The organism is Lysobacter sp. K5869 (assembly GCF_018847975.1).
In the GTDB taxonomy this organism is placed as follows: Bacteria; Pseudomonadota; Gammaproteobacteria; order Xanthomonadales; family Xanthomonadaceae; genus Lysobacter.
The window spans coordinates 3,810,757-3,827,862 of record NZ_CP072597.1 but is presented as its reverse complement, the minus strand read 5'-3'; the positions used below and the strand labels follow the sequence as shown (position 1 = coordinate 3,827,862).

At 69.7% G+C, this 17,106-nt stretch carries 17 protein-coding genes; 8 read left to right on the top strand and 9 right to left on the bottom strand.

Features of this window, described 5'->3' with window-relative positions; translation table 11 throughout:
• Nucleotides 1-92: 92 nt before the first annotated feature.
• Both alr and J5226_RS16670 read right to left on the bottom strand, forming a co-directional pair.
• Nucleotides 93-1,169, bottom strand: coding sequence for an alanine racemase (gene alr / locus J5226_RS16675; RefSeq protein ID WP_215835557.1), 1,077 nt, complete (start codon nt 1,167-1,169; stop codon nt 93-95).
• A 380-nt stretch (nt 1,170-1,549) separates the two neighbouring features.
• Nucleotides 1,550-1,831 (bottom strand): glycine zipper 2TM domain-containing protein, encoded by a 282-nt coding sequence (locus J5226_RS16670; RefSeq protein ID WP_255323118.1) that lies wholly within the window; start codon nt 1,829-1,831, stop codon nt 1,550-1,552.
• A gap of 327 nt (nt 1,832-2,158) precedes the next feature.
• Here J5226_RS16670 and J5226_RS16665 point away from each other — a divergent pair, with 327 nt between their 5' ends.
• Nucleotides 2,159-2,818, top strand: a complete 660-nt coding sequence (locus J5226_RS16665; RefSeq protein ID WP_215835555.1) for a hypothetical protein — start codon at nt 2,159-2,161, stop codon at nt 2,816-2,818.
• 127 nt (nt 2,819-2,945) lie between these two features.
• On the opposite strand, the gene J5226_RS16660 is transcribed toward J5226_RS16665, so the two are convergent.
• From J5226_RS16660 to J5226_RS16640, 5 genes are all read right to left on the bottom strand, one after another.
• Nucleotides 2,946-4,358, bottom strand: a complete 1,413-nt coding sequence (locus tag J5226_RS16660) for a replicative DNA helicase (protein WP_215835554.1) — start codon at nt 4,356-4,358, stop codon at nt 2,946-2,948.
• 350 nt (nt 4,359-4,708) lie between these two features.
• On the bottom strand, nt 4,709-5,161 hold the full coding sequence (gene rplI / locus J5226_RS16655) for a 50S ribosomal protein L9 (protein WP_215835553.1): 453 nt from the start codon (nt 5,159-5,161) through the stop codon (nt 4,709-4,711).
• 156 nt (nt 5,162-5,317) lie between these two features.
• Nucleotides 5,318-5,548, bottom strand: a complete 231-nt coding sequence (rpsR, locus tag J5226_RS16650) for a 30S ribosomal protein S18 (protein ID WP_031372470.1) — start codon at nt 5,546-5,548, stop codon at nt 5,318-5,320.
• A 23-nt stretch (nt 5,549-5,571) separates the two neighbouring features.
• The gene (gene rpsF, locus J5226_RS16645; RefSeq protein ID WP_215835552.1) at nt 5,572-6,000 is read right to left on the bottom strand and encodes a 30S ribosomal protein S6; all 429 of its coding nucleotides are present in this window, start codon (nt 5,998-6,000) and stop codon (nt 5,572-5,574) included.
• Between the two features lie 261 nt (nt 6,001-6,261).
• Nucleotides 6,262-8,070 (bottom strand): DUF885 domain-containing protein, encoded by a 1,809-nt coding sequence (locus J5226_RS16640; protein ID WP_215835551.1) that lies wholly within the window; start codon nt 8,068-8,070, stop codon nt 6,262-6,264.
• A 201-nt stretch (nt 8,071-8,271) separates the two neighbouring features.
• Here J5226_RS16640 and J5226_RS16635 point away from each other — a divergent pair, with 201 nt between their 5' ends.
• Nucleotides 8,272-9,279: a glycosyltransferase family 2 protein gene (locus J5226_RS16635; RefSeq protein WP_255322827.1), complete on the top strand. Its 1,008-nt coding sequence runs from the start codon at nt 8,272-8,274 to the stop codon at nt 9,277-9,279.
• A 13-nt stretch (nt 9,280-9,292) separates the two neighbouring features.
• Nucleotides 9,293-11,419, top strand: a complete 2,127-nt coding sequence (locus J5226_RS16630; protein WP_215835549.1) for a glycosyltransferase family 39 protein — start codon at nt 9,293-9,295, stop codon at nt 11,417-11,419.
• Nucleotides 11,420-11,559: 140 nt separating this feature from the next.
• Here the strand turns inward: J5226_RS16630 and J5226_RS16625 are convergent, their stop codons facing one another.
• Nucleotides 11,560-11,898 (bottom strand): iron-sulfur cluster assembly accessory protein, encoded by a 339-nt coding sequence (locus tag J5226_RS16625; RefSeq protein WP_215835548.1) that lies wholly within the window; start codon nt 11,896-11,898, stop codon nt 11,560-11,562.
• 220 nt (nt 11,899-12,118) lie between these two features.
• Nucleotides 12,119-13,315: a DUF2891 domain-containing protein gene (locus J5226_RS16620; protein WP_215835547.1), complete on the bottom strand. Its 1,197-nt coding sequence runs from the start codon at nt 13,313-13,315 to the stop codon at nt 12,119-12,121.
• A gap of 122 nt (nt 13,316-13,437) precedes the next feature.
• Here J5226_RS16620 and asnS point away from each other — a divergent pair, with 122 nt between their 5' ends.
• The 5 genes from asnS to J5226_RS16595 all read left to right on the top strand — a co-directional run bounded on the left by asnS (nt 13,438) and on the right by J5226_RS16595 (nt 17,096).
• Nucleotides 13,438-14,838 (top strand): asparagine--tRNA ligase, encoded by a 1,401-nt coding sequence (asnS, locus tag J5226_RS16615; protein WP_215835546.1) that lies wholly within the window; start codon nt 13,438-13,440, stop codon nt 14,836-14,838.
• Between the two features lie 175 nt (nt 14,839-15,013).
• A complete protein-coding gene (locus tag J5226_RS16610) occupies nt 15,014-15,319 on the top strand; it encodes a hypothetical protein (RefSeq protein ID WP_215835545.1) in 306 nt (101 codons plus the stop codon).
• Nucleotides 15,319-15,630 (top strand): hypothetical protein, encoded by a 312-nt coding sequence (locus J5226_RS16605; protein WP_215835544.1) that lies wholly within the window; start codon nt 15,319-15,321, stop codon nt 15,628-15,630. The genes J5226_RS16610 and J5226_RS16605 overlap by 1 nt, the downstream gene beginning before the upstream one ends.
• Before the next feature lie 7 nt (nt 15,631-15,637).
• Nucleotides 15,638-16,273 (top strand): FMN-binding negative transcriptional regulator, encoded by a 636-nt coding sequence (locus J5226_RS16600; protein ID WP_215835543.1) that lies wholly within the window; start codon nt 15,638-15,640, stop codon nt 16,271-16,273.
• Nucleotides 16,274-16,310: 37 nt separating this feature from the next.
• Nucleotides 16,311-17,096 (top strand): SDR family oxidoreductase, encoded by a 786-nt coding sequence (locus tag J5226_RS16595; protein WP_215835542.1) that lies wholly within the window; start codon nt 16,311-16,313, stop codon nt 17,094-17,096.
• Nucleotides 17,097-17,106 lie beyond the last annotated feature (10 nt).

The window sequence follows — 17,106 nt, the reverse complement described above, 5'->3', positions numbered from 1 at the left end:
GGTTCGGGCGGCCTTTCTGAGCGGGCTGAACGGTTCGGGGGTTCGGCGTCACGTTTCCTTGACGCAGCTCACAGCCGCGTCCCGGGCCGGGCTCAGGCCTCGACGAAGCGCACCCGGCGGGTGATCGAGCAAGTCAGCTCGTAACCGATGGTGGCGCTGGCCGCGGCGATGCGTTCGACCGGCAGCGCCGGCCCCCACAGCTCGACCGGATCGCCGACCGCGGGCGCGTCGATGCCGCGCAGGTCGATGGTCATCAGGTCCATCGAGACCCGGCCGATCAACTGGGTCTCCTGCCCGCGCACCAACACCGGCGTGCCCGACGGCGCCGCGCGCGGGTAGCCGTCGCCGTAGCCGATGGCGGCCACGCCGATCAGCATGTCTTCGGGGCATTCCCAGGTGGCGGCGTAACCGATGCGTTCGCCGCGGCGCACGCGGTTGACCGCGATCAGGCGCGTCGACAAGGTCATCGCCGGGCGCAGGCCGAAGTCGGCGCCGGTGCGGCCTTCGACCACGCTGATGCCGTACAGCAGCCCGCCGGGACGGATCCAGCCGGCGTGCGCGTCGGGCCAGCCGAGCACCGCGGCCGAGTTCGACAGCGAACGCGCGCCGTCCAAGCCTTCGATGGCCGCGTCGAACACGCGCAGCTGCTCGCGGGTCTGCGGGTTGTCGAATTCGTCGGAACTGGCGAAGTGGTTCATCAGCACGAGGCCTTCCGCCACCGCCGGCGCCGCGCGCAGGCGTGCGTAGGCCTCGCGCACGTACTCGGGCGCGAAGCCGAGCCGGTGCATGCCGCTGTCGACCTTGAGCCAGCAACGCACCGGCTCGCCGGGCGCGGCCTGTTCGAGCATCTCGATCTGGCTGACGTGGTGGACCACGGTTTCCACGCCGAGGCGGCGCAGTTGCGGCAGGTCTTCGGGCTCGTCGAAGCCCGACAGCAGCACGATCGGCTGCGACAGGCCGGCCGCACGCAGGCGTTCGGCGTCGGACAACGCGGCGACGCCGAACGCGTCGGCGCCTTCGAGCGCGCGGGCCACGCGTTCCAGGCCGTGGCCGTAGCCGTCGGCCTTGACCACCGCCATCACCCGGCTGTGGGGAGCGAGCGCCCGGGCCTGGGCGAGGTTGTGACGCAGGGCGTCGGTATGGATGAGTGCGCAGGTCGGTCGTGCCATGGCGCACATTCTAGCGAGACGGTCGCGAAGGCCTATGAGGCGAGTGTGAAGTGGCGGGAGTGCGCTCGACGGGCAAAGCGGCGGGCGGTGTTTCCGGGATGGCGCTGTCGCGCGTATTCGCTGCGAGGCGTCGGCGGACCCGATGCTTCCGCCGACCGTCGCGGCGATCAGAACGCGCCGGGCCGGACCGGCTCGCCTCTGCGAGCGTGCGATCGCGCGGCGGCAATCGACCGCCTCTGCCGCGAGGCTCATACCGCAGCTTTGTCCGCCCCGCTCCCGCCGACCGCGTCAACCCCGCGCAAAAGAAAACCGCGCGCGGTCGCCCGCGCGCGGTTCGGTCTTGCTTCGCTGCAGCGCCGCGACGGCGGCAGCCGGCTGCGTCAGTCGCAGCGGCGCTCGATCACCGTCTCGGTCTTGTTCTGCTGATGCTCCTGGATCTTGCGGCCCGCGAACGCGCCGCCGACCGCGCCGGCCGCGGTGGCCAGCTTCTTGCCGTTGCCGCCGCCGACCTGATTGCCGAGCAGGCCGCCGGCCACGGCGCCGATCGCGGTGCCGGCGATCTTGTGCTGATCCTTGATCTGCTTGGGACGCTGCACTTCCACGTTGTAGCAGTGCGGGGTCTTCTTCGACTTGGTCTGCGCGCCGGCGGCGCCGGTGACCATGACGCAGGACACCAGAACAGCGGCGATCGTGGATTTGACGGAGGAATTCATAGAACTCACCAAAGGAGTTGGAAGGGCGATGGCTACGATGCGCCGGAGCTCGTCATAGAAACGTCAACCCCCGCATCGCCCGTGCAGGCTAATCCGGGTTGGCTGAACGGGCGCATGCGGATTCGCGGCGCGCGCGGACAAATGCGCAGAGCGTGCGCGCAATCAACAAACGCGCCGCGGACGCGGGCGGTTCCGCGCCCCGCCGCGCGCGCCTATGATGGCCGCTTGCCCGCGCGACGCTCCCTGGCGCGCAAGGATTCGAGAGGAGAACTCCGCATGGAACGCCGACTGTCCCGGCTCGCCTTGGCTTCGCTGCCGCTGTGCCTGTTGCTCGCCGCCTGCGGCGAACGCGCGTCGGCGCCTGCGGCCTCGCCGCAACCCGAAACCAAGCCGGAGGCCACGAGCGAACCCATGCCGGCGCCCGCCGCGAGCGCGCCGGCCGCGCCGGCGGAACTGCCCAAGCCGCCCTACCGCTTCGCCTTCGCGACCAAGAGCGAGAAGACCGACAAGAAGGACGCCGACCCGCGCGTGGTCGAATGGGGCGAGGACGGCTGCGGCGCTTATCCGGTGGCGCAGGTCGAAGCGATCCCGCTGCGCGATGCGTTGTTGCTGCCGGATTGGGTGGTCGAGTTCGACGACAAGGACCGCGAGCTCCAGCGCTGGGGCCGGCCGATGGCGGCCGAGCTGATCGGCCTGGACGGCGCGCGCCTGCTGTTCCGCGTCGACGCGCACGGCCAGCGCGGCGAGTTCGCCACCACGCCCGCCGGCGCACTCGAACCGCTGCACAGCGACGCCAAATCGCTCGACGCCAACGCGCGCCAGATCGAATGCCCCGCGCTGCCGACCTTCGCCGAATCCGACTACGCGCAGTGCTTCATCGTCAAGGACGCCGCCGGCGCCGAGCGCCGTCTGGCCTGGGAAGCGCCCTGCACCTGAGCGCCGCGGCGGCGATGCGACCGCGGCGCACGCGATCGCCGCGTCCGCGCGAACCGATGATGGAGTGAGTGATCGCGCGACGTTGAGCCGCGCGCCCTGCCCGACCGCCGCGGCCGGCCGTCGCCGCTTACTCGAAGCTGCCGATCGAGTCGTGGGCGAGATTGTCGAAGCGGGTGTACTCGCCGAAGAACTTGAGCTTGAGCGAGCCGGTCGGGCCGGAACGCTGCTTGCCGATGATGACCTCGGCCAAGCCTTTGTCGGGCGAGGTTTCCTTGTTGTAGTAGTCGTCGCGGTAAATGAAGATGATGATGTCCGCGTCCTGCTCGATAGCGCCGGATTCGCGCAAGTCGGCCATCACCGGGCGCTTGTCGGCGCGCTGTTCCAGCGAGCGGTTGAGCTGCGACAGCGCGATCACCGGCAGGTTGAGTTCCTTGGCCAGGTGCTTGAGCGAGCGCGAGATCTCGGAGATTTCGGTCGCGCGGTTTTCCTGGTTGCCCGGCACCGACATCAGCTGCAGGTAGTCGATCACGATCAGGCCCAGGTCGTGTTCGCGCTTGAGCCGGCGCGACTTGGCGCGCAGCACGTCCGGCGACAGGCCCGGGGTGTCGTCGATGAAGATCTTGACCTCGCGCAACTGACGGATCGCGCCGGTGACGCGCGCCCAATCCTCGTCCTCGAGCTGGCCCGAGCGCAGGCGCTGGGCGTTGACGCGGCCGACCGAGGAGATCAGACGCAGCGCGAGCTGGCTGGCCGACATTTCCATCGAGAACACCGCCACCGCTTTCTTGGTGCGGAAGGCGACGTGCTCGGCGATGTTGAGGGCGAAGGTGGTCTTGCCCATCGCCGGACGCGCGGCCAGGATCAGCAGGTCGGTGTTCTGCAGGCCGGCGGTCATCTCGTCGAATTCGGTGTAGCCGGTCGGCAGGCCGGTCACCGCGCCGCCGTTGGCGTAGCGCGTCTGCAGCGTGTCGAAGGCTTCCGACAGCGCCTTGGTCACCGGAGTGAAGTCGGTGCGTCCGCGCGCGCCGGCTTCGGCGATGGCGAACACCTGCTGTTCGGCCTTGGACAGGATCTCGCTGCTGTCGCGGCCGTCGGGCTGGAAACCGTCGTTGACGATTTCGGTGCCGACCTCGATCAGCTTGCGCATCACCGCCTTGTCGCGAACGATCTCGGCGTAGGCGGCGATGTTGGCGGCCGACGGCGTGGTCGTGGCCAGTTCGATCAGGTAGGCGCCGCCGGCGACTTGTTCGCTGAGGCCTTGCGAGTCGAACCATTCGCCCAGGGTCACCGCGTCGAACGGGCGGCTGCGCTCGGCCAGTTCGCGGATCGCGCGGTAGATCAGCTGGTGGTCGCGGCGGTAGAAATCTTCTTCGACCAGTTGATCGGCGATGCGGTCGTAGGCGTCGGGCGCCAGCATCAGGCCGCCGAGCACGGCCTGCTCGGCCTCGACCGATTGCGGCGGCACGCGCAGCTGGTCGATGCGCTGTTCGGCGCGGGTCTCGAAACGTTTTTCGCCGCGGAATCCGGGACGTGAGCTCATCGGGAAGGCGATCCTGGTCGGTGCGGCCGGTGCGCGGCGCGAGGCCGGGACGTCGCCCGGTGGGCCATCCTAGCGAGCGCGGCGCTCACGCCGTTGCAGACAATTCGGTGGAAAGCTTGTGGATAACAGGTGGGTCGTTGTATCGCGCGTCCGGGTCTCACAGGGCGAGACCGGCCACCGGCGGCGGTTGCCTGCGCGATGGGCGAACATCGGCGCGGATCGGCGGCGACGCGGGCGGCCGCCCCGGCTTCAGCCGGTTCATGCGGGCTTGCGCGCGGCCGGCCGGGCATCGCCCAAAACGAAGGGCGCCTCGCGGCGCCCCTCGTGTTACCGCACTCGACCCGAAGGGATCAGGCGGCTTCGCCGATCACGATCACCTTGACGGTGGTTTCGATGTCGGCGTGCAGGTGCAGCAGCACTTCGTACTCGCCGGTGCGGCGGATCGGGCCTTCGCCCATGATCACTTCCGACTTGCCGACTTCATAGCCGGCCTTGGTCAGCGCATCGGCGATGTCGCGCGGGGTCACCGAGCCGTACAGCTTGCCTTCGGTGGCGGCGTTGGCGGTGATGGTCACCTCCACGCCTTCCAGCTTGGCCTTGCGGCCTTCGGCGCCGTCGAGCAGCGACTTGGCCTTGGCTTCGTACTCGGCGCGGCGGGTCTCGAACTCGGCCAGGTTGGCGGCGGTGGCCGGCACGGCCTTGCCCTGCGGGACGAGGAAGTTGCGGCCGTAGCCCGGCTTCACGTTGACGGTGTCGCCGAGGTTGCCGAGGTTGGTGACTTTCTGCAGGAGGATCAGTTGCATGGGATTGCTCCGTATTCGTTAGCGGACCTGTAGGCCCGCAGCAGGGGTCGCTGTCCGAACGAGGGACATTAGGGGATAGCGAGTAGGAGATAGAGGTTAGCGAAAGGCGCTATCCCCTATCTCCCAGGCGGCGAAGCCGCCGCTATCCGCCAGCGCTTAGGCGTTGTGGTTGTCGGTGTACGGAATCAGCGCCAGGAAACGGGCGCGCTTGACGGCCGTGGCCAGCTGGCGCTGGTACTTCGACTTGGTGCCGGTGACGCGGCTCGGCACGATCTTGCCGGTCTCGGTCAGGTACTGGCGCAGGGTGTTGAGATCCTTGTAATCGATCTCCTTGACGCCCTCGGCGGTGAACTTGCAGAACTTGCGGCGGCGGAAGAACTTGGACATGTCGGTGCGTTCCTAGAAGGGGATCAGGCGGCTTCGGAGCTGTCTTCGGCGCTGTCGGCCGAGCCGACGGCGCTGTCGCTGTCGTCGTCGCGGCGGCGGCGCTCGCCGCGCTCGGGCTTGTCGCCCTTCTCGTCCTTGAACTTCATGATCAGCGACTGCTCGGTGTCGGCTTCGTCGCGCTTCATGACCAGGTGACGCAGGACGGCGTCGTTGAAACGGAAACCGTCGACCAGCTCGTTGAGCACGTTCTGGGTGACTTCGATGTTCAGCAGGACGTAGTGAGCCTTGACCAGGTTCTCGATCGGGTAAGCCAGCTGACGGCGGCCCCAGTCTTCCAGGCGGTGGATCTTGCCCTCGCCGGCTTCGATCAGCGACTTGTAGCGCTCGATCATGGCCGGGACCTGCTCGCTCTGATCCGGGTGGACCAGGAACACGACTTCGTAATGACGCATTGCGGTGATTCCTTGTGGATGAAGGACCGCCGGCGGCGGTCCCGTTCAGCCCCCCGGAGCCGTCGGCGCCGGTGGAGCAAGGTTCCCTGCGCGGCCGGGCGGCCGTGCGGGAGCCGGAAAGTATGACAGTGGCGCGGGGTTAGCGCAATTTCGAGGCGCCGCCCGAGGCGCGCGGGCGGCTTCATCCGACCGCCGGCCCGCGGCCGCTCGGGCCGCGGGCGAATCACAATTCGCTTTACAAACAAACTTCAAGTTATTGTTTTAACTATTCTTTGAGGCCTTAGTCGCCGCGATCCAGGCATCGATCCGCGTCTCCAGCACGCTCAACGGCACCGATCCGGTCGCCAGCACCTGATCGTTGAAATCGCGCAGATCGAAGCGCTCGCCCAGGCTCTGGCGGGCGCGTTCGCGCAATTCGCTGATCTTGAGCTGGCCGATCTTATAGGCCAGCGCCTGCCCCGGCGTGCCGATGTAGCGGTCGATCTCGTTGACCACGTCCTGCTCGGTCTTGGGCGCGTTGTCCATGAAGAATTTGATCGCGCGCTCGCGGCTCCAGCCCTTGGCGTGCATGCCGGTGTCCACCACCAGCCGCACCGCGCGCCACATGTCGTAGGAGAGCTGGCCCATGCGGTCGTACGGATCGTCGTACAGGCCCATGTCGTAGCCCAGGCGCTCGGCGTACAGGCCCCAGCCCTCGCCGTAGGCGACGAAATAGCCGGTGCGGCGGAACAGCGGCGCGTCCGGCAGCTCCAGGCCGCGGGCGAACTGGAAGTGGTGGCCCGGCACCGCCTCGTGCAGCGACAGCGGGATCATTTCCCACTTCGGCCGCGATTCGGGCTTGTAGAGATTGACGTAGTAGTACCCGGCGCGGCTGCCGTCGACGGCGCCGGCGAGGTAGTACGCGGTGGTGGTGTCGGGCGCGATGTTGTCCGCGATCGGGCGCACGCCGTAGGGCTGGCGCGGAATGATCTTGGAGATCTTCACCAGCTCCGGGTCGATCCGCTTGGCCGTGGCCTGATAGGCCTCGAGCAGTTCCGCCGGCGTCTTGTAGAAGAACTTCGGATCGGTGCGCAGGTAGTGGAAGAACGCCGCCAGATCGCCCTGGAAGCCGACCTCGGCGCGGATCTTCTCCATCTGCGCGCGGATGCGCGCGACTTCCTTGAGGCCGGTCTGGTGGATCTGCTCGGCGCTCAGGTCGGTGGTGGTGTAGTAGCCGGCGAGGAAGTCGTAGTACGCCTTGCCGTCGGGCAGATCGCCGGCGGCGATGGTGGTGCGGGTCTTGGGCAGGTAATCGCGCTGGAAGAACTCGCCGAAGGCGCGGTAGGCCGGCACCACGGTCTGCGCGATGGTGCGCTTGGCCTCGTCCTGCAACTGCGCGCGCTCGGCCGCCGGGATGCTGTCGGGGAAGCGCGCGAACGGCTTGTAGAACGGGCTTCGGGTCGGATCGTCGACGACTTGCTTGGCGACCTGCGCCGGCACGCGCTCCATCAGCACGCGCGGCGGCGTCAGCCCGGCCTTGACCCCTTCGCGCATCAGCGCCTGGTTCTGTTCGACCATCGCCGGCACCGCGCGCAGGCGCGCGAGCCAATCGCGGTAATCCTTGACGCTGTCGAACGCGAGCCCTTCGACGATGCCGTCGGCGGTCTGCACCCCGCCCTGCTGGCTCAGCGGCATCAGGTGCTCGCGGAATTTCTGCCGCTGCGCGGAGCGCTCGAGATTCCAGGCGAAGGTGTCGTAGCTGAGCTGGTCCTCCTGCGACAGCGCGGCGCGGTCGATCGCGCGCAACCGCTCCAGCGCGCGGCGGTCGCCGTCGGCGCGGGCTTGGATCGCGCTCAGGCTGACGTCGGTCCAACGGTCGTTGAAGCGCTTGTCGCCGTTGTAGCTGGCGCTTTCCGGGTTCTCGCGCAGGCCGCGCTCCCATTCCTCATCGAACAAAACGTGCAAAGCCTGGGCCTGGGCCGAACGCGCGGGCGCGCCCGTCGCAGCGGCGGGCGCGGCGGCGATGGCCATGGACGGCGCGCAGGACAGGCCGGCGGCGATGGCCGCGGCGAGCAGGATGGGACGAAGCATGAAGACACTCCCGGCAATGAGATGAGGCGCGATGCAGACGGCGCGACGGAGAACACGTTGCGGCCAGTCTAGGGCCGCGCCCGTCGCGCTCCGCGTGTCGGAAGTTGGGCGCACCGGCGGCACGGGCGACCCGCGCGGGCCGGTTTGGTTATCATGCCGCGCTCGCCTAGCCCGTCCCCCCAACGCCGCCCACAGGCCGACTTGAACGCTACCGACGCCCCCGCCCCGCACCGCATCGCCGTGGTGATTCCTTGCTACAAGGTCCGCCGCCACGTGCTCGCGGTGATCGAGGCCATCGGCCCGGAGGTGGAGCGCATCTACGCGGTCGACGACTGCTGTCCCGACGGCAGCGGCGATCTGATCGAAAGCCAGTGCGCCGATCCGCGCGTGCGCGTGCTGCGGCACGAAAGCAATCAGGGCGTCGGCGGCGCGGTCATGACCGGCTATGCCGAGGCCATCGTCGAAGGCTTCACCATCGCGGTCAAGATCGACGGCGACGGGCAGATGGATCCGCGCCTGCTGCCGCTGTTCGCGCGGCCGATCCTGGACGGCCGCGCCGACTACACCAAGGGCAACCGCTTCTACGACCTCTCGCAGATCCAGCGCATGCCCGCGCTGCGCCTGATCGGCAACGCCGGCCTGTCGTTCCTGAGCAAGCTCTCCACCGGCTATTGGAACCTGTTCGACCCGACCAACGGCTACACCGCGATCGCCACCCGGGTCGCCGCGCACTTGCCGCTGGAACGCGTGAGCCGGCGCTATTTCTTCGAGACCGACCTGCTGTTCCGCCTCAACATCGCGCGCGCCGCGGTGCTGGACGTGCCGATGGACGCGGTCTACGCCGACGAGGAAAGCAATCTGCGGATCGGCAAGATCTTCGGCGAGTTCCTCGGCAAGCACATCCGCAATTTCTGCAAGCGGGTGTTCTACAGCTATTTCCTGCGCGACATGTCGGCCGCCTCGCTGGAGTTGGCGTTCGGCGCGGCGCTGATCGCCTTCGGCCTGGGTTTCGGCAGTTGGAAGTGGATCGAATCGATCCACTCCGGCGTGGCCACGCCGGCCGGCACGGTGATGCTGGCGGCGCTGCCGGTGATCGTCGGCCTGCAGTTCCTGCTCGCGTTCGTGTCCTTCGATGTGGCCAGCGTGCCGACCCGCGCCATCGCCCCCTTCCTGAGCGTGCCGGCGCGTTGGCGCCGCCCGAACGAATGAGTCCGCACGGCCGATGATTTCCGAATCCGCTTTCCTCCGCGCCAACGGTTGGCATCGCTGGCTGTTGGGCGCGGGCGCCCTGGCCTTGCTCGCGGCGATGACGCTGCGCGACCAGAACCTCTACGCGGCGGTGTTCGCCGACGAGTGGTACTACAGCGCCTACAGCCGTCTGGTGCCGCTGTCGGATTCCAAGCTGCCGTCGTATCTGTACTTGTGGGTGTTCCGCCTCACCAGCCAATGCGGCAGCGAGTTCCTGGACTGCGCGCGCGCGCTCAACGCCTTGATGCTGGTCGCCTCCTTGCCGCTGATCTACCGGATCCTGCGCCCTTACGCTCCGCCCGCGCTGGCGGCGTTGGCGGCGCTGGCGTGCGTGGCCGCGCCGGTGAACAGCTACGCCGCGTACTTCATGCCCGAGTCGATGTACTACCTGATGTTCTGGGTGTTGGCGACCGCGGTGCTGCGTCCGTACACGGTCCATCCGGCGCGCTACGGCCTGACCGCCGGCGCGATCCTGGGCTTGATGTGCCTGGTCAAGATGCACGCGCTGTTCCTGGCGCTGGGCTTCGGCCTGTTCGTGGTCGGCGACGCGCTGTGGATCGGCCGGCGCGAGCGCATCGGTCCGGCGATGGTGGTGGCGGTCGCCAGCCTCGCCGCGTTCTTCGCGGTGCGGTTCGGCGGCGGTTATCTGCTGGCCGGGCCGACCAGCCTGAACTTGCTGGGCGAGTTCTACAGCGGTCAGGCGCAGGGCAACTTCGGCCATCAGGCGGCGACGGCGATGGCGAAGAACCTGTCGATCTCGGCGGTCGGCCACACCCTCGCGCTGAGCCTGCTGTTCGCGCCGCTGCTGGTGCCGGCGCTGCCGCTGCTGCTGCGGCCGCGCGGCGACGACAGCGACGAACGCGCGCGCAGTGCGGTGCTGTTCGGGCTGATCACGCTGGGCAGCCTGGTGGCGATCACCGTCTACTTCACCGCCAGCATGGGCGCCAACGAAGCCATCGGGCGCCTGCACCTGCGTTACTACAATTTCTGCCTGCCGTTGCTGCTGTTGGCGCCGCTGGCCTGGCGCGGCGCGCAATCCGGCCCGGCCGGGCTGCAACGCGCGCTGTGGGGATCGGCGCTGGCGTTGGCGGCGGCCGCGCTGTTTTCCGGCGCGTACGGCCTGCACCTGTATTCGCCGGCGCCGGCGGATTCTCCCGAATTGGTCTGGGCGCTCAAGCGCCCCTGGCTCAGCGGCACGGTCGGATTGCTCGGCGCCGCCGCCTGCCTGGGCTGGGTCCTGGCCAAGGACCTGTGGCGCGCGCGGCTGGCGGCGCTGGCCTATTTCGCCCTGGTCGCGGCGCTGGGCGCCGGCGCCGTCACCGTGTCGGTGCGCAACGCCCGGCTCGTGTCGCCCTATGTCGAAGCCGGCCAATGGCTGCGGCAGCAAGGCGCCGAAGCCGCTGCGCGCAGTCAGGTGCTGGCGGTGGACGGCGCCGGGCTGTTCAAGGCGCGGTTCTATGCCGATTCGATGGCGCTGACGGCCCGCGGCGTCGCGCCCGGCGAAGCGGCCGAGGCGGCGGTGGATTGGAATCTCGACACCGCAGTGCTGCTCGACGGCCTGACCCTGCCCGCCGGCAGCTACGTGCGCAAGCAGCCACATCGCGGCTTCACCGTGTACTGGCTGCCGTCGGCGATCAGCGTGGACCTGCGCCAGCCGAACCCGGCCTCGGTCCGCGCGCTGCGCGGCTGGGCCGCGCCGGAAGCGTTCGGGCGCTGGAGCGACGGCGACGTCGCGACGATCGAACTGGACCGCGAGGTGTCCGGCTCGCTGCAAGTCACCCTGGAGGCCGCGGCCTTCGGCCCCAACGCGAACCAGCCGACTATCGTGGCGCTGGGCGCTACGCAGCGCCCGCTGACGCTGCAGGCGAGCCCGGGCCGCTACGTCCTGCGCTTCGACGGCGTGGCGCCGACGCGCGAACTGAGCTTGCGCATCGCCCACCCGACCTCGCCGCAATCGCTCGGCCAGGGCGAGGACGCGCGCCGGCTCGGCGTCGCGCTGACGCAGGTGCAGATCCGCGGCGAACGCGCCGGGGAGGCCGCGATGCCTAAGGAATGCGCGGAGTGCGCGGCGCCGGCGGGAACGCCGCAAGCGCAGCGCTGATCCGCGCGGCTCGCACGCAAACGAGCGCGGCGCGGTTCAAAACGAATCGCGCGCGCAGCGATGCTGCGATGAGCCGAGAGGGCGAAAGATTTTGGAGGTTCGCCGCCGGGATCCGGCGGCTCGACGCTGGCGCCGCGGCTTCAGGCCGCGTCGGCGGAGGTGGTGAAGCTTTCCCCGCAGCCGCATTCGGCCTTCGCGTTCGGGTTCTGGAACACGAACATCTCGCCCAAGCCCTGCTTGAGGAAATCGATGCGGGTGCCGTCGACCAGCGGCAGGCTGATCGCGTCGACGAAGATGCGCACGCCGTCCTGCTCGAACACGGTGTCGCCTTCGCGCTGCTCGCGGGCCAGATCGGCCACGTGCTGCCAGCCCGAGCAGCCGGTGCGGGTCACGCCGAAACGCAAACCCAACGCGCCCGGGGTCTCGGTCAGGAAATGCTGAACGCGGGTCAGGGCGGCGGGGGCGAGGGTCACGGACATGGCGGTCTCGAAGCGTGGGGTACCGGGGACGGGCGGCGGACGGGAATCCGCGGGCGTCGCCGGCATGGTAACAGCCCACCGCGACGCCCTTGCGCTACCGGATATGGCGGCTTCGGCGGCGCATTCAAGGCGCGCGTTCAGCCGGCGCGCCGTGGCCGCGCCGGCACCGGCGCCCGAGCCAGCGCCGATGCCGAACGCTGGTCGCTCCGCGCCGCCGGCCTCAGCGCCCGGTCGCCGCCGCGGCGGCCCCGCCCTCGCCCGTCGTCGCGCCCGGCGGCGCCAGCAAATAAGTGGCGAAACTGCCCAGCCAATGCGAACCGGCGTAATGCGTGTCCGACACCGCCTGCAAGCCCAGCCGGCTGTGCAAGGCCGCGGCCGCGCGCAGCGCGCCGATGCGGCGGTCGCGCGGCGGCAGGCCGGCGGCGATGCCCTCCAGCATCCAGGCGCGGCTGAGGTTGAGCCCGTCCAGATGCGCGAGCTTGCCGTCGGCCGGGTCCAGCACCACGCCCGGCGCCAGCCAGTCGGCGACGGCGCGGCGTGGGATCTGCGGCAGGAAGCGGCGCAGCCAGCGGGCGAATTCGTCCGGCGCCAGCACCCGCCGCATCAGATCGGCCTCGGCCAGGCACGGCGAGAGGAAATCCTGCCCGGACGGCTCGTAGGCCAGCGGGCAGTCGCGGTCGGTCAGATAGTAGTCGCGGGTCCGCGCCAACAGCGCCTCGCGCAGCGCGGTATCGCCGCTGACCTGGGTCCAGTCCAGCGCCAACCCGAACGCGAACGCGGTCTGGGTGTGTTCGCCGACGCGGATCGGCCGGGTCAGCTTGGGCAGCCAGCGCACCAGCCGCGCCGCGGCCTCGCGCTCCAGCGGCTCCAGCGCCTGCGCCCATTGCCGCGCCTGCGGGTCGTCCCAGCCGCGCAGCTGCGCGCCCAGTTGCAACAGCCACGCCAGCCCGTAGGGACGCTCGAAGCCGTCGTCGTCGCCGCGGCGCAGATAGGCCAATTCGCCGGCGATGTTGGCCGCGGTCAGGTGCCGCGCCAGCGCCTGCCGCGCCTGCTGCGCGAAGGGTTCGTTCGGAAAACGCTGGGCCAGCCGCGCCAGCAGCCAATGCCCGTGCACCGCCGAATGCCAGTCGAAGCAGCCGTAGAACGCCGGGTACAGGCGCGACGGCACGCCGGCGTCGGCGGCGCTGTCGAGCCGGTGGGCGATCTTGTTGGGGTACTCGCGGTCGACGCAGTCCAGCGCCAGCTGCGCGAAGTGCGCGGCGCGGGCCGCGTCCAACGCCACCGGTTCCGGCACCGGCGCGGCCGCCGCCGGAGCTTGCGCGGCGGACGCCTGGAACGCCGCCAGAACCAGCAAGGCCGCCATCGCCCCGCGCCAACCGCCCGCGCCGCGCGCCGCCGTATTCCTGCCCTCGCCCATGCTCCGCCCCCTTCGGCCGTGATCCCTGCCGCAGTCTACGGGCGCCGGCCACGGCGCGCTGCGCCGGAATCATCCGTTATCATCGCCCTCCCTCACATTGCAACGCGCTAAGGCGGCACGACATGACGGTGGTAAGCGTCGAACAGGCACTCGCAGGCAAGCTCCCGGCGGGCGGCGAAGTCACGGTCCGCGGCTGGGTCCGCACCCGCCGCGACTCCAAGGCCGGGCTGAGCTTCGTCAATGTCAGCGACGGCTCCTGCTTCGCGCCGATCCAGGTCGTCGCCACCAACGAACTCGCCAATTACGACAGCGAGATCAAGCACCTGAGCACCGGCTGCTCGGTGATCGCCACCGGCACCCTGGTGGCCTCGCAGGGCCAGGGCCAGAGCTTCGAGATCCAGGCCTCCAAGCTGGAAGTGGTGGGCTGGGTCGAAGACCCGCTGACCTACCCGATGCAGCCCAAGCAGCACTCGCTGGAGTACCTGCGCGAGTTCGCCCACCTGCGCCCGCGCACCAACCTGTTCGGCGCGGTCACCCGCATCCGCAACTCGCTGGCCCAGGCGGTGCACCGCTTCTTCCACGAGAACGGCTACTTCTGGATCAGCACCCCGATCATCACCACCTCCGACGCCGAAGGCGCGGGGCAGATGTTCCGCGTGTCGACCCTGGACATGGTCAACCTGCCGCGCGACAAGAGCGGCGCGGTGGACTTCTCGCGCGATTTCTTCGGCAAGGAAACCTTCCTGACCGTGTCCGGCCAGCTCAACGCCGAGGCCTACGCGCTGGCGCTGAGCAAGGTCTACACCTTCGGTCCGACCTTCCGCGCCGAGAACAGCAACACCACCCGCCATCTGGCCGAGTTCTGGATGATCGAGCCGGAGGTCGCGTTCAACGATCTGGCCGCCAACGCGCAGCTGGCCGAGGATTTCCTCAAGTACCTGTTCCGCGCCGTGCTCGCCGAGCGCGGCGACGATCTGGCGTTCATCGCCGAGCGGGTCGAGCCGGCCGCGATCAAGCGCCTGGAAGCGTTCGTCAACTCGCCGTTCGAGCGCATCGACTACACCGACGCGATCGCGCTGCTGCAAAAGTCCGGCAAGAAGTTCGAGTTCCCGGTCGAATGGGGCCTGGACCTGCAGACCGAGCACGAGCGCTGGCTGACCGAGGAGCACGTCGGCCGCCCGGTGGTGGTGACCAACTACCCGGAGCACTTCAAGGCCTTCTATATGCGCCTCAACGACGACGGCAAGACCGTCGCGGCGATGGACGTGCTGGCTCCGGGCATCGGCGAGATCATCGGCGGCAGCCAGCGCGAGGAGCGCCTGGACGTGCTCGACGCGCGCATGGCGCAGTTCGGCCTGGACCCGGCGCATTACGGCTGGTACCGCGATTTCCGCCGCTACGGCACGGTGCCGCACGCCGGTTTCGGCCTGGGCTTCGAGCGCCTGGTGGTGTACGTGTGCGGCTTGGCCAACATCCGCGACGCCATCGCCTATCCGCGCGCGCCGGGCAGCGCGGAGTTCTGACCGCAGGCGTCCGCGGACGTTGCTACCGTCGTTCCCGCGCAGGCGGGAACCCAGGGCTTCATCCAGGCACGACGCTGAAGTCTCCGGATCCCCGCCTGCGCGGGGACGACGATCACGAGGCCGCGCGGCGACCGTTCGGCGCGCGCCTCACCGCAACCCAACCGAGAGGCAGCGAATGATCCTGTTCCTGGCCCTGACCTTCGTAGGCATCGCGGTCTCCGCGCTGTGCGCGTTCGCGATCTTCTGGCCGCTGGCGCTGGTGCACCTGCGCGACCGCCACCCGGCGCTGCGCGGGCAACTCGGCGAAGCCGCGTTCGTGGCCCCGGCGGCGTGGAACTGGCTGCTGCGCCGGCGCTACCGCATCGCCGGCGACCGCAACCTCGACGGTCTGGCGACCCCGGCGCGGATCTCCTTGCTGATCACTTTCGCCTCGCTGGCCTGCGCCGGGCTGCTGTGGCTGATTTCCCTGCTGGTGCCGTGATGACCGACGAATTCGACAACGAACAATGGTGGCTGGCCACGCTCGGCCGCACCGTGATCTGGGCGCGTCTGCGCGTGCGCGAGGCCGGCACCGCCGAAGTCCTCGACAGCGACGGCAACACCCTGCCCTACGACAGCGAAGACACCGCGCGCGCGGCGTTGATGGACGCCGAGTTCGTCCAGTACGACGGCCTCGACGAGGACGACGCCGCCGCGCGCGGCTTCGCCCTGGCCGAACTGGCGCCGCCGCAAGGCGTCGGCGACGACGCGCTGGCCGCGCAGATGCTGCAGAAACTGCCGCCGCGGCACTGAGCCGGCCGTGTACCTGCCGCGCGCCTTCAACGAAGCCGACCTCGCCGCGCTCGACCGCCTCGCCGCGGCCGACGATTTCGCCACCCTGATCACCGTGCGCGACGGCGCGCCGGAAGTGAGCCACTTGCCGGTGCTGTACGCGCGCGACGGCGACCGGGTCGAACTGCGCGGCCACTGGGCGCGGCCGAATCCGCAGGCGCGCCACGCCGGCGCGGCGCTGGCGATCCTGCACGGGCCGCACGCCTACGTTTCGCCCGGCTGGTATCTCGACAAGGAACCCGCCGCGCGAGTGCCGACCTGGAATTACGTGGTCGCGCATCTGCACGGCCGCCTCGACACCTTCGACGACGAAGCCTCGCTGGCGACGCTGGTCGACGACCTGAGCGTGCGTCACGAAGCGCGCGTCGGCGGCGACTGGCGCTTCGAGAGCGAACGCGACGAACTGCGCCGGCAATTGCGCGGCATCGTCGGCTTCCGCTTCCAGGTCGAACGCATCGAACTGAAGTTCAAGCTCAGCCAGAACCACCCGCTCGGCAATCGCGAAAGCGTCGTCGCGCAGTTGCAGGCGCAGCCGCGCGAGCACAGCCGCGCGGTCGCCGCGCTGATGCGCGAGCGCATGGCCGCGCCCGACGCCGAAGACTGAGCGCGATCCGCGCCGCCGCCCTCACAGGAGTTCGCGTATGGACCTGAATCTCACCGGCAAGCACGCCTTGGTGTGCGGCGCGTCCGAAGGCATCGGCCGCGCCGCCGCGCGCGAGTTGGCGCTGTTGGGCTGCGACGTCACCGTGCTGGCGCGCCGCGCCGAGGCCTTGGCCGCGGTCGTCGCCGAACTGCCGCGGCAAGGCGCGCAGGAACACGGCTGGATCGCCGCCGACGTGTCCGACCACGCCGCGCTGTCCGCGCAGGTGCAGGCGCTGGCCGCCGGCAAGCCGGTGCAGATCCTGATCAACAACACCGGCGGCCCGCCGGGCGGCCCGGCCCATGCGGCCGAGGACGCGGCTTATCTCGACGCCTTCAACCGCCATCTGCTCGCCAACCACACCCTGGTGCGCGCGGTGCTGCCGGGCATGCGCGCGGCGCGCTGGGGGCGCGTGGTCAACGTGATCTCGACTTCGGTCAAGGAGCCCATCGTCGGTTTGGGCGTGTCCAACACCATCCGCGGCGCGGTCGCGAGCTGGGCCAAGACCTTGTCGCGCGAACTCGGCGGCGACGGCATCACCGTCAACAACGTGTTGCCCGGCTACACCCGCACCGCGCGCATCGACCAGATCGTCGCCGACCGCGCGCGCAACAGCGGCCAGACGCCCGAGGCGGTGATCGAGGCCATGCGCAAAACCGTGCCGGCCGCGCGTTTCGCCGAGCCCGAGGAAATCGGCGCCTGCATCGCGTTCCTGTGCTCGCCAGCGGCGGGATACGTCAACGGCGTGAGTCTGGCCGTGGACGGCGGGCGGATGCAGTCGATCTGAGCGCCGATGC